This window comes from Pseudomonas sp. LARHCG127 (assembly GCF_052871455.1).
The window spans coordinates 168,452-180,946 of the sequence record NZ_JBIXJT010000005.1; the positions used below are offsets into that span (position 1 = coordinate 168,452).

The following is a 12,495-nucleotide window of genomic DNA, read 5'->3' on the forward strand; positions in this document are numbered from 1 at the left end:
TATCGGGTGTGACCTCAAGTTCTAGGCACAACACAGATCAAATGTGGGAGCGAGCTTGCTCGCGATGAGGCCGGTACATCCAACATCATCACCAACTGACCCGCCGCTTTCGCGAGCAGGCTCGCTCCCACAAGGGTTCGGCGGTGCACCTGCGAATTACTCCAGCGGTCCAAGCACCTGTCGATAGGTTTCAGGCCCCTGAGGCGTCTGGCGAGTCAGGCTGATCTCGATGCCCGCGGGGTTTTCCTGGCGGTTGCCGCTGAGTTTGCGCCAGCCTTTTTCCGTGTCCCAGTACCGCAGCCCGGCATCGCTGACGTCGCTGAGCACCGCCACGCCCGGGCCGGGTGCGGGCAGGGGGTAGCGATTTCGGGCCTGGCCTTGGGCGCGGTAAAGCGTGTCGCCCTTGAGCCACCAGCGCACCCGTTGCAACTCGCCTTCCTGGGCCGCCGCCACGCGGATCACATCCAGGCGAAAGCCCCGGCCCTCGGTGCTGCGCACGGTGAGGGCGGGAGGGGCGGTGGAGGGCTCGTCGTCGACGCCGGGTTTGACCGGTTCACTCAGCTCGATGCTGGCGCGCAGGTCAACGTCGCGCTCCAGTTGATTCAAGACCCGCAGCAACGCTTCGGTCTGCTCGGTGCTGGCCTGCAAATGGCTGTCGGCCCGAGTCACGCTGTCCAGCCCGCGCCAGGCGATCAGGCTGACCACCGCCATCAGCAGGATCGCCACCATCACTTCCAGCAAGGTGAAGCCGGTCTCCCGCGCGCTCATTGGAGCTGCACCCGCCCGGCGGCACTGCGTTGCACGGTGAGACTGTTCTGGCCGTCCGACAAACGGATCTGCAAGGGCTCGCCGATCCATTCGGCATTCAGCACGACCCGCTGCCTGGGCTCCACGCGAACCTCCATCGACGGGCTCTGCCAGAGACGTCGACGCAGTTGCGGGTCATCCTCGAAGCGATCGGACCCAGTGCCTTGGTCCGCGCGGCGACTGAAGCCAAAGCCCTTGGTGTCCCAGCGCCAGGTAATCGGCCGCCCGTCGGTTCGGGCTTCGGTCTGGGCCAGTTGCAACAGCTGCACCAGTCGTTCGCCATCCTGGCGCAGCAATTTCAACGGGTCCGGCTTGATGCTCAGGCTTACGGCGGCGCTGGCGATGCCGACAATCACCAGCACGACCATCAGTTCGATCAGGGTGAAACCGCGTTGCTTGCCGAGGTTCATGGGCACTCCTTTGCGTGAGCCTCATCCTGCACGGCGAAGATGATAAGGATGTGAAATAAAACGGAGAGAATTGCCGCGTACGCTGCAAGCTGGAATCAAGACAAGGAGATTCAGGCCATGGCGTTCATCGAACGTGTGTCCCCGGCGCAAATCGTCCAGGTCGTGGGCTTGTTGGCGGCGTTGGCCGGAGTGGCGACCTGGTCGTCGCTGCTGCTCACGTCGGCCGAGTCGCGCACGCCGGACGTCGCCCCGCAACGCATGGCCGAGCGTTCCGATAACCCGGCGCTGCAATGGTTCTCCAACCAACCGGCACCGGTGGACATCAAGGTCAGCGGCGTGATGGCCGGCAGCCACGCTTCCGTGGCAATCCTCAGCCTCAACGACGGACCGCCGCGCAGTTTCCTGGTGGGTGAGCGCGTGGCCCAAGGGGTACGCTTGGTGGCGATCGAGGCGCAGGCGGTGGTCATCGAGCGCGGCAACGAACGGACCCGGCTGGTCCTGGCGCGGTTGCCGGATTCAGTGAGTTTGCCCTCGCTAACCCGGCCCGAAAGTCAGCACTGACCTGTGGCGAGGGAGCTTGCTCCCGCTCGGTTGCGTAGCGACCGCAGGATCTTGGGGCCGCTTCGCCCGAGGCGTCGGACCGGCCCAGCGGGAGCAAGCTCCCTCGCCACAGGGGATCGCATTGCCTCTCCTTATTTCTCCCGGCTGACCAACGTCTCCAACCGCGCCAACGGCGGTGCTTCACGGGTGCGGTCCGACACGCTCAGTTCAACCCGCAGCAACCGGCCGTTTTCCGCCGGACGCAGGGTCTGTTCGCAGCGCAGCCGCAAGCGCCCCTGGTCGCACTCGAACACTTTCGAGCCCGGGGCAGAACCGCCTTCCAGACGCAGTTGTGCCAGTTGGCTGCGGGCGGTGAGCAGGGCGATGGACTTGTCTCGCAGCAAGCCGTTGCTCTGGGTCATCACGGCGGCCACGCGCACGGCGGCCGACATGGCCACGGCGATGATCGCCAGGGCCACCAGCACTTCGATCAGGGTGAAGCCGGCTTGCGGAGCAGGGCGTGGCATGGCACGGGCTCTAGGGCGAGGGCAGCCTTCAAGGCTAGCCGGCGTTCGTGACCGATTGACGACGCAAGCTCCTGAGCAATTTCAATATCACTGACATATTTTCTTGCAACACTGCGCCTCGAATCGAATCCAGCGAAGGACCGTCGAGATGCAGATCGCCCGTTATAACGCCCGTTCCCGAGGCCCTCGCGGGCAGTTGGGTTTCACCCTGATCGAAATCATGGTCGTGGTGGTGATCCTCGGCATCCTGGCGGCGATGGTGGTGCCCAAGGTGCTTGACCGTCCCGACCAGGCGCGGGCAACAGCGGCGAAACAGGACATTGGCGGCCTGATGCAAGCCTTGAAGCTGTACCGCCTGGACCACGGCAGTTACCCGAACATGAACCAGGGCCTCAAGGTACTGGTGGAGAAACCGGCCGATGCGAAAAACGGCACCTGGCGCTCCTACCTCGAACGCCTGCCCAATGATCCGTGGGGACGCCCCTACAATTACCTCAACCCCGGTGCCAACGGCGAAGTCGATATCTTTTCCCTGGGGGCCGACGGCCAGCCTGACGGCGACGGCGTGAATGCCGACATTGGCTCCTGGCAGTTATAAGGGCCGTGATGCGAACGGATTCGCCCTTCGCGGCGAAGCAGCGCGGCATGGCGGTGATCAGTGCCTTGCTGATCGCCGCGGTGGTGGCGGTGATCGCCGGCGGCATGTTGACCCGCCAGACCCTGTTCACCCGCAGCCTGGAAGCGGAGCAGTTGCGCGTCCAGGGTACGGCGCGCTTGCAGGGCGGTTTGCAACTGAGTCGCCAATTGCTCTGGGACGCCCGTCAGCGCGATCCCCTGACGCGCTTCGGACAACCTTGGGCGAAACCCATCGTGATGCCGGGTTCGGATCAAATCGACACGCCGTTCGAAGGCCAGTTGGAAGACGAGCAAGGCAAGTTCAACCTGCGCAACCTCGTCGCCAATGAGCGCGTGGACGAGGAACAAGTGCAGGCGTTTGAACGCCTGTGCCAGCAGTTGGGCGTGGCCGCGACGGTCCGTACACGCATCGTCGAACGGGTGGTCGAGGCGTATCCGCGCTTGTTGAATCCGCAGCGGTCGGACCAGGCACCACAGGGCAATACATTCGACAGTGGCCGCGAAACGTCGCCGTTGGCCGCCAACAAGCCGCTTTCACCGACGCGCCCGATGCTGCGCACTTTGCAAGACTTGCGCAGTGTCAAGGGCGTCACCCCTCGGTTGCTGGACACCCTGGCGCCCTACGTGACGATCTTGCCGGCCAATACCTGGATCAATGGCAACACCGCCAGCGCCCCAGTGTTGGCCGCCTACGTGCCAGGGCTGTCGCTGCAACGGGCCGAGTCGCTGGTCAGGGAACGCGACGGTGGCCACTGGTTTATCAACCGCGGGGATTTCGTCAATCGCCTGCGCATGCCCGAATTGGACACCGCCAACGTCAAGGTCGGTATCACCAGCGACTGGTTTCGCCTGCGGGGCCAGGCGCGCAGTGGTCAGCGCCGGGTTGAACTGGAGGCGTTGCTGCAACGCAGCGAGGACCGCTTGCCCCAGGTGATCTGGTCAAGGGTGGGCGTATGACCCGCTTGCGCATCGGCCTGGCGCCGTTGGCCAGCCTGAATCTCGACAGCGTGGTGGCGTTTGCCTGGCTGGATCGCCAGGGCCAGGTCCGCGAGCAAGGCCATAGCAGCCTGCGGGCGTTGGGCCAGGGCGGTAAAAATCTTTCAGTGGAATGTTTCCTTCACCCTCGCGACAGCCTGCTGACTCGCCTGGAGTTGCCGCTGTTGCCGGCGGCCAAGATCACCGCAGCGGTGACGTGCGCGGCCCAGGCCTTGATGCTCGGTGCCAGCGAACACATGCAGGTGGCCCACGGTCCGCGTGACGTCGACGGACAGGTGCAGATCGCCTGGCTGGACCGTGAATCCCTCGCCCACCTGGGGCGGCTGGTGCAGCAGGCCGGCTTGAAGCTAAGTGGCCTCTACCCGGCGGCCTACGCCTTGCCGGTGCTGCCGGGGCCGGTGGCCTGCATCGAGGACGGTCATCTGCTGGTGCGCCATGGCCTGCAGCACGCCGTGGTGCAACCGTTGCAGGAAGAGGCGCTGGACGAGTGGCTGTTGGAGATGGGGAGCGGGCTGCATTGGGTGGGTGAAGTTCCACCGCAATCTTCCCTCGACACCTTGGCTGACAGCCAACGCTGGACTGGCCCTGCGCCGGGTTGGGGCTTGCATGCCGGCCTGTCCCGCAGCGCGGCCGAGCGCGGTGGTTGGGGCCGGGCGGCGGCGATCTGCGCGACAGCGCTGGCGGTGTGGGTGGTCGGGCTGAACCTTTACGCCGCCCGTGAAGCGGCCCAAGGCCAACGGCTCAAGGCGCAGATGAGCCAGCGGGTGAAGCAGGCGTTTCCCGAATTGCCGGTGATCCTCAACCCGCTGCAGCAGGCGCGCCAGCAAATCGCAGCACGCCAGAGCGGCGCGGCGACTGACCCGGCCCAACGCTTTGCCAGCCTGGTGCAGCAAGCGGGCAGCGCCATGCCGTTCATGAGCGGCAATGTCCAGGCGCTGGCGTTCGATAACGGTGAGTTGCGCCTGAATGTCGTGGCCGAGGCGCAGAAGCCCGCCGCCGACGATGATTGGAAAATCCCCCTGGCCCAGGCCGGCATCGACATCGCCGCCGTCGACCAGGGCTGGGTCCTGCGCGTGGCGCCAGCGGGCCAGGACGCCCCCGACGAAACCCCGGACGCCGACGATGAATAAGCACTCCCTGGCCCTGGCGCGGGTCCGTTGGCAAACCTTTCGCACGCAATTGCGCACCTTCTGGCAGGGGCTTGCCGCCCGCGAACAAGCCGCCGTGGCCCTGGCTGCGCTGGTGTTGGGTGGCTGTCTGGTCTGGCTCGCACTGATCCAGCCGCCGCTGAAGACCATCGCCTATTGGCAAACCGAAACCCCGAAGCTGCGCTCACAGACCGAAGCCCTTGAGGTGCTGTTGCGTGACGTCGCGGGGCCTGCCCAAGACCAGCCCCTCGAAGCCGCCTTGCGCCAGAGCCTGGACGCCAGCGGCTTGAGCCAGCACTACCAATTGCAAATGTCCGAGGGTCCCGGTGCCTGGCAGCTTACGTTCGACCAGGCCCCGGCGGAGGCGGTCATCAGTTGGCTGCTGGGTAACCCACGGCAATTTTCCCTGGAGGTGATCGAGGCTCGTTTGCAGCGTTCCGTCCCGGCCAATACCGACACCCTCGACAACCACGACAACAGCGCCGGCACCTTGTCCGGAACCGTTCGCATGGATCAGGCGCATAGCGCTAAGGAAGCTTCATGAAAGGGGCCCGATACCCACGTCATTGGCGCAAGGCTGCACCGCTGTTGTTGCTGGCGTTGAGTGCCTGCAATAGCACGCCGCCCGCGTCGCAGCCACCGTTGCTGGTGGACAGCGAACTGGGGATTCCGTTGGGAAGTACCCAGCGCAGCGGCGATGCATTGCTCGATCGCCAGCGGGCCCAGGACGGGCGTGAACGCAAGCCGGCAGTGCGGCATCAAGTCGACCTCACCGCCCGTGCCCGAGAGCCGCGCGGCAATGCGCCGGCGCGCACGCCCCTGGGGGATCAACCGGTGACGCTGAATTTCGTCGAGGCGGACATCCAGGCGGTGGTGCGGGCCTTGTCCCGTTCCACCGGCCAACAGTTCCTGGTGGACCCGCGGGTCAAGGGCAACCTGACGCTGGTCTCCGAGGGCCAGGTCCCGGCCCACCAGGCCTACGACATGCTGCTGGCCGCGCTGCGCATGCAAGGTTTCAGCGTGGTCGACGTCGGCGGCGTGGCCCAGGTGGTGCCCGAGGCCGACGCCAAGCTGCTCGGTGGGCCGATCTACAGCGCCGACAAACCGGCCGGCAACGGCATGCTGACCCGCACCTTCCGCCTGCAATACGAAAACGCCGTGAACCTGATCCCGGTGCTGCGCCCGATCGTGTCGCCGAACAACCCGATCAATGCCTACCCGGGCAACAACACCATTGTCGTCACCGATTACGCCGAGAACCTGTCGCGGGTGGCGCAGCTCATCGAAGGCATCGACACCCCCAGTGCCATCGACACCGACGTGGTGCCCATCCACAACGGCATCGCCGTCGACATCGCGCAAATGGTCTCTGACCTGCTGGAAACCCAGGGCGGCGACCAGACCCAGAAGATCAACGTGATTGGCGACCCGCGCTCCAATTCCATCATCATTCGCGCCGGCAGCCCCGAGCGCACGGAGCTGGCGCGCAACCTGATCTACAAACTCGACAACGCCCAGAACAACCCGAGCAACCTGCACGTGGTGTACCTGCGCAACGCCCAGGCCGGCAAACTGGCCCAGGCCCTGCGCGGCTTGCTCACCGGGGAAAGCGAAGGCGAGGGCAACGACAATTCGCGCTCGGTGCTCAGCGGCATGGGCGCCAGCACCAACGGCCAGGGCGGGCAGGGCAGCAGTGGCGACGGCACCAGCAGCACCACCAGCGGCAGTGTGTCGAGCAGCGGCAATGGCTACGCCCAGGGCAGCAACGGTTCCACCAGCACGACGTCGACGAACAGTGAGCAGGGCACCGCCTTCAGCGCCGGCGGCGTGACCATCCAGGCCGACGCCACCACCAACACCTTGCTGATCTCCGCGCCGGACCCGCTGTACCGCAACCTGCGGGAAGTCATCGACCTGCTGGACCAGCGTCGCGCCCAAGTGGTGATCGAGAGCCTGATCGTCGAGGTCGGCGAGGACGACGCCAGCGAATTCGGTGTGCAATGGCAGACCGGCAACCTTGGCGGCAGTGGCGTGATCGGCGGGGTCAATCTCGGCGGCACGGGGCTCAACCTCAATGGCAAGACCAGCATCGACGTGTTGCCCCAGGGCCTGAACCTGGGCTTGGTCAACGGCACCGTGGACATTCCCGGCATCGGCAAGATCCTCGACCTCAAGGTCCTGGCCCGGGCCTTGAAGAGCAAGGGCGGCACCAACGTGCTGTCGACGCCGAACCTGCTGACCCTGGACAACGAAGCGGCGAGCATTTTCGTGGGCCAGACCATTCCGTTCGTCAGCGGCAGCTATGTCACCGGCGGGGGCGGTACCAGCAACAACCCGTTCCAGACCGTGACCCGTGAAGAGGTGGGCTTGAAGCTCAACGTCCGGCCGCAGATTTCCGAAGGCGGGACGGTCAAGCTCGATATCTATCAGGAAGTCAGCAGCGTCGACAATCGCGCTTCGAGTACCACGGGCATCGTCACCAACAAGCGCGCCATCGACACCAGCATCCTGCTCGACGACGGGCAGATCATGGTCCTGGGCGGGCTGCTGCAGGATGGTTACAGCCAGAGCAACGACGCGGTGCCGTGGCTGTCGACGATTCCCGGGATCGGCGCGCTGTTTCGCAACGAACGGCGGCAGGTCACCAAGACCAACCTGATGGTGTTCCTGCGGCCCTATATCATCCGCGACACGGCGGCGGGGCGCGGCATCACCCTCAATCGCTACGACTTCATGCGCCGCGCCCAGGGCCTGTTGCAACCGGAGCGCAGCTGGGCACTGCCGGACGTCCAGGCGCCGCAACTGCCAGCCTCGGCCCGGGCGATTCCGGGCGCCGCGCCGGTGAGCCTGCAAACGCCCAGGGCGGTGATCAAGGCGGTGCCGGCAACGGAGCCGGTTGGACAATGAGCATTCAACCTGTGGCGAGGGAGCTTGCTCCCGCTGGGCTGCGCAGCAGACCCGAAACCTGGCGCCTCGGTGCGTCAGGCAGATCGCATTCAACCTGTTTGGGGTCGCTTCGCAACCCAGCGGGAGCAAGCTCCCTCGCCACAGGGGCCATGTCAGTCATAGAGGAGGTGTTGGCATGACCACCCTCCCATACGCCTGGGCCAAGGCCCAGCGCCTGGTGTTGCGCCAGTGCGAAGACGGCGCGGTGTTGATGGTATGCCCGTCCACGCCGGGCTGGTCCATCAGTGAAGTGCGCCGTCAGTTCGGCGAGGTGCGGCTGGAACGGGTGCGCGACGAGGAACTCGACGGCTTGCTCAACAGCGCCTATGCCGACACCGGCAGCGCTGCCGCAGTCGTGGGCGCGGCGGAAAACGAAGTGGATCTCGACCGGTTGATGCAGGACATTCCCGAGATCACCGACCTGCTGGACACCCAGGACGGCGCGCCGGTGATCCGCATGATCAACGCTTTGCTGACCCAGGCCGCCCGGGACGAGGCCAGCGACATCCACATCGAACCCTACGAGAGCCATTCGGTGGTGCGCTACCGCGTCGACGGCACCCTGCGGGATGTGGTTTCGCCGCGCAAGGCCCTGCACGGTGCGCTGGTGTCGCGGATCAAGATCATGGCCCAGCTCGACATCGCCGAAAAACGCCTGCCCCAGGACGGTCGTATCGCCCTGCGCGTGGCCGGACGACCGATCGATATCCGCGTCTCGACAGTGCCCACCGGCCATGGCGAGCGGGTGGTGATGCGCTTGCTGGACAAGCAGGCCGGACGCCTGCAGCTGGAAACCCTGGGGATGGACCCGGGCGTGCTGGGCAAGCTCGATCACCTCATCCGCCAGCCCCACGGCATTGTCCTGGTCACTGGCCCCACCGGCAGTGGCAAAACCACCAGCCTCTACGCCGCCCTGGCCCGGCTGGACGCCAGCGTCCATAACATCCTCACCGTGGAGGACCCGGTGGAATACGACCTGCCGGGCATCAGCCAGATCCAGGTCAACGCCAAGATCGACATGACCTTCGCCCTGGCGTTGCGGGCGATCCTGCGCCAGGACCCGGACATCATCATGATCGGTGAAATCCGCGACCTGGAAACCGCGCAAATCGCCGTACAGGCCTCCCTGACCGGTCACTTGGTGCTGGCGACGTTGCACACCAACGACGCGGTGTCGGCCATCAACCGCTTGATCGACATGGGCGTCGAGCCATTCCTGCTGGCTTCGTCGATGCTCGGCGTGCTGGCCCAGCGACTGGTGCGCAGGCTCTGCCCGCAGTGCAAGCAACCCGACCCGGCGACGCCCGGCACCTGGCGTCCGGTGGGGTGCCCAACCTGTAACCAGACCGGCTACAGCGGCCGCACGGGTATCCATGAATTGTTCTGCATCGACGACGACATCCGCACGCTGATCCACCAAGGGGCAGGGGAGCAGGCACTGCGCGCCGCCGCCCGCCAGGCCGGCATGTTCAGCATGCGCGAGGACGGCGAGCGCTGGGTGCGCAGTGGCACCACGGCCCCTGAAGAAATCCTGCGCGTAACACGGGACGCCTGATGAATCGCTACCGTTTCGAGGCCGCCGACGCCCAGGGCAAAATCGAGTCTGGGCACTTGGAAGCCGACAGTCAGGGCGCCGCTTTCAATCTGTTGCGCAGTCGCGGCTTGACCGCGTTGCAGGTGCAGCTCGAGCGCAACACGGCGCAGACCAGCGGCGGTGGTTTGTTCAGCGCTAAGCTTTCGGACAACGACCTGGCCTGGGCCACCCGTCAACTGGCGAGCCTGCTGGGAGCTAGCCTGCCGCTGGAAGCGGCGTTGAGCGCCACTGTGGAACAGGCCGAGCGCAAGCACATCGCCCAGACCCTGAGTGCGGTGCGCGCCGATGTGCGCAGCGGCATGCGCCTGGCCGAAGCCCTGGCGGCGCGGCCGCGGGACTTTCCGGAAATCTATCGGGCGCTGATTGCCGCGGGCGAAGAGTCCGGTGACCTGGCCCAGGTGATGGAGCGGCTGGCCGATTACATCGAAGAGCGCAACAACTTGCGGGGCAAGATTCTCACGGCGTTCATCTATCCCGGGGTGGTGGGGCTGGTGTCGGTCGCCATCGTGATTTTCCTCCTCAGCTATGTGGTGCCCCAGGTGGTCAGCGCGTTCTCCCAGGCCCGGCAAGACCTGCCCGGGCTGACCGTGGCGATGCTCACGGCCAGTGACTTCATTCGCGCCTGGGGCTGGTTGTGTTTTGGGGTGTTGGCAGGCGGTTTCTGGAGTTGGCGGCTGTACCTGCGCAAACCGGCGGCACGGTTGAACTGGCACGCACGGGTGTTGCGCCTGCCGCTGATCGGGCGTTTTGTACTGGGCCTCAACACCGCGCGCTTTGCCTCGACCCTGGCAATTCTCGGCGGAGCAGGGGTGCCGTTGCTGCGAGCCCTTGAGGCCGCACGCCAGACGCTGTCCAACGAACGCCTGAGCCAGAGCGTCAGCGAGGCCACGGCCAAGGTCCGCGAAGGGGTCAATTTGGCGGCGGCGCTGCGGGTGGAAAAAGTCTTCCCCCCGGTGCTGATCCACCTGATCGCTAGCGGCGAGAAAACCGGCTGCCTGCCACCGATGCTCGAACGCGCCGCGCAAACCCTGTCCCGCGACATCGAACGCCGCGCCATGGGCATGACCGCATTGTTGGAGCCGTTGATGATCGTGGTCATGGGCGGCGTGGTGCTGGTGATTGTCATGGCGGTGTTGTTGCCGATTATCGAGATCAACCAGTTGGTTCAATAGCCCGCCGCGCAAAAAACCGTGGCGAGGGAGCTTGCTCCCGCTGGGCTGCGCAGCAGCCCCAAAACCTGATACCCCGGTACATCAGGCGGATCGCGTTGGACCTGTTTGGGGTCGCTTCGCAACCCAGCGGGAGCAAGCTCCCTCGCCACAAAAGCTGATCGGCAAAATTTTTTTCAATGCATCAGACATCTCCCGAGCCTTGCCCACGCCAAACTCGGGTTCCTCGTTCTGTCATGTTTGCTCGCCAGGCGACCGCCCGCCGCGACCTCCACTCCCACCATGCCGGGCTCAATAGTGAAACCCGCCTGAACCCACGATCCAGAGCCCTCGAACACCCGAGGAAAATGCCCTGAAAACAACCCTCGGCTCCCGAGGTTTTTTCCTTTATCTGTCACCGGAAGCTGCGAGTTTCTAACCCATGGCCTCACCCCATCGCCATCGGCACAGGACCGAGCGCCATGACGGCAAGCATGCGTCACTCAACCTACGTACGAACACGACGAAAGGAGATTCTTCATGTTTAAGCGCACTATGATCGCAGCGTCCCTGGCAGTAGCCGCCCTGGCTTCGGCCCAATCGATGGCCGCGGTTGTCGGTGGCGGTGCCACCCTGCCTGAGAGACTCTACAACGGCGCTTCGCCTCTGCCACGTCTGTTGCCGACAGACTTCAGCTACACCGGTGTCGGCAGCGGCGCCGGCAAGACCGCTTTCCTGACCAACGCACCCGCTTCGATCAGCCAGCCTGCCGGTACCCCGGTCGATTTCGCCGGTAGCGACTCGGTCATCAGCCAGACTGAACTGACCAACTACAACAACGCCTTCGGTGCCACCTTCGGCAAACTGATCCAGATTCCATCGGTGGGCACCTCGGTGACCGTCCCGTACAAGAAAAGCGGCACCACGACCCTGCAATTGACCGGCGCCCAACTGTGCAACATTTTCTCCGGCACCGTGACCACCTGGGGCCCGATCCTGGGTAACAGCGACGCCACCCCGATCAAGGTCATCTACCGTTCCGGCAGCAGCGGCACCACCGAATTGTTCGCCCGCTTCCTGAACGATTCCTGCCCTACCAAGTTCGGCGTCAGCAGCACCTTTACCACGGCCAACCTGGGTGCCGAGCCTGCCAACTGGCAGGCCGTTGCCGGCAGCGCTGACATCGTGACCGCGGTCAACGCCACCGATGGCGCCATCGGTTATGTCAGCCCTGACTTTGTTTCTCCCAACAACAACGCCGTGGTTGCTCGCGTCAGCAAAAACGCCGTAGCCGCCGGCACCGCGCCACTGCCAAGCCTGGCCAACACCACCGCCGCCCTGGGTACCGCTCCAGTCCCGGCTACCGCTGCCGATCGTGCCAACCCATTGAAGTGGGTCCCTACCTTCGGTTCCGCCGCCAATGACACCGCTGTTCCCACTGGTGCCAACCAGTACCCGATCGTGGGTTACACCAACCTGCTCGTGGGTCAGTGCTACAAGACCGCTGCCGATGCCACCGCCATCCGCAACTTCCTGACCAGCCTGTACACCGGCACCAAAAACACCGTCATCAACGCCCACGCCTTCGCCATCGTCCCTGGCACCAGCGCAACACCGACCAACCTGGCTGGCGAAATCAAGAAAACCTTCCTCGACAACGCCTATGGCGACGGCCTGGATATTGCCAACATCAGCGTCTGCAACGGCAAAGGTCGTTTGTAAGCCGCACGCAGGAAGCACCTT

The 12,495-nt window shown here is 65.0% G+C and carries 12 protein-coding genes; 9 read left to right on the plus strand and 3 right to left on the minus strand.

Annotated features, from left to right (window positions below):
* Nucleotides 1–156 precede the first annotated feature (156 nt).
* Nucleotides 157–768, minus strand: coding sequence for a PulJ/GspJ family protein (locus tag ACIPQ1_RS10900; protein ID WP_446534081.1), 612 nt, complete (start codon nucleotides 766–768; stop codon nucleotides 157–159).
* Nucleotides 765–1,217, minus strand: a complete 453-nt coding sequence (gene gspH / locus ACIPQ1_RS10905) for a type II secretion system minor pseudopilin GspH (RefSeq protein WP_446534082.1) — start codon at nucleotides 1,215–1,217, stop codon at nucleotides 765–767. Before gspH ends, ACIPQ1_RS10900 begins: the two co-directional genes overlap by 4 nt.
* A 117-nt stretch (nucleotides 1,218–1,334) precedes the next feature.
* Here gspH and ACIPQ1_RS10910 point away from each other — a divergent pair, with 117 nt between their 5' ends.
* A complete protein-coding gene (locus ACIPQ1_RS10910) occupies nucleotides 1,335–1,778 on the plus strand; it encodes a type II secretion system protein N (RefSeq protein WP_446534083.1) in 444 nt (147 codons plus the stop codon).
* A 131-nt stretch (nucleotides 1,779–1,909) separates the two neighbouring features.
* On the opposite strand, the gene gspI is transcribed toward ACIPQ1_RS10910, so the two are convergent.
* The gene (gspI, locus tag ACIPQ1_RS10915) at nucleotides 1,910–2,284 is read right to left on the minus strand and encodes a type II secretion system minor pseudopilin GspI (RefSeq protein WP_250965117.1); all 375 of its coding nucleotides are present in this window, start codon (nucleotides 2,282–2,284) and stop codon (nucleotides 1,910–1,912) included.
* A 148-nt stretch (nucleotides 2,285–2,432) separates the two neighbouring features.
* Between gspI and gspG the strand changes: the two genes are divergently transcribed.
* From gspG to ACIPQ1_RS10955, 8 genes are all read left to right on the plus strand, one after another.
* Entirely contained in the window at nucleotides 2,433–2,882 is a 450-nt protein-coding gene (gene gspG, locus ACIPQ1_RS10920) for a type II secretion system major pseudopilin GspG (RefSeq protein WP_250965116.1), read from the plus strand.
* Nucleotides 2,883–2,890: 8 nt separating this feature from the next.
* Nucleotides 2,891–3,877: a type II secretion system minor pseudopilin GspK gene (gspK, locus tag ACIPQ1_RS10925; protein ID WP_446534084.1), complete on the plus strand. Its 987-nt coding sequence runs from the start codon at nucleotides 2,891–2,893 to the stop codon at nucleotides 3,875–3,877.
* Entirely contained in the window at nucleotides 3,874–5,046 is a 1,173-nt protein-coding gene (gene gspL, locus ACIPQ1_RS10930; protein WP_411387392.1) for a type II secretion system protein GspL, read from the plus strand. Before gspK ends, gspL begins: the two co-directional genes overlap by 4 nt.
* On the plus strand, nucleotides 5,039–5,608 hold the full coding sequence (gspM, locus tag ACIPQ1_RS10935) for a type II secretion system protein GspM (RefSeq protein ID WP_250965113.1): 570 nt from the start codon (nucleotides 5,039–5,041) through the stop codon (nucleotides 5,606–5,608). Before gspL ends, gspM begins: the two co-directional genes overlap by 8 nt.
* Nucleotides 5,605–7,971, plus strand: a complete 2,367-nt coding sequence (gene gspD / locus ACIPQ1_RS10940; protein ID WP_446534085.1) for a type II secretion system secretin GspD — start codon at nucleotides 5,605–5,607, stop codon at nucleotides 7,969–7,971. The genes gspM and gspD overlap by 4 nt, the downstream gene beginning before the upstream one ends.
* A 175-nt stretch (nucleotides 7,972–8,146) precedes the next feature.
* A complete protein-coding gene (gene gspE, locus ACIPQ1_RS10945; RefSeq protein ID WP_446534086.1) occupies nucleotides 8,147–9,565 on the plus strand; it encodes a type II secretion system ATPase GspE in 1,419 nt (472 codons plus the stop codon).
* Nucleotides 9,565–10,776 (plus strand): type II secretion system inner membrane protein GspF, encoded by a 1,212-nt coding sequence (gene gspF, locus ACIPQ1_RS10950; protein WP_411387396.1) that lies wholly within the window; start codon nucleotides 9,565–9,567, stop codon nucleotides 10,774–10,776. Before gspE ends, gspF begins: the two co-directional genes overlap by 1 nt.
* Nucleotides 10,777–11,292: 516 nt before the next feature.
* On the plus strand, nucleotides 11,293–12,474 hold the full coding sequence (locus ACIPQ1_RS10955) for a substrate-binding domain-containing protein (RefSeq protein WP_411387397.1): 1,182 nt from the start codon (nucleotides 11,293–11,295) through the stop codon (nucleotides 12,472–12,474).
* Nucleotides 12,475–12,495: the final 21 nt, after the last annotated feature.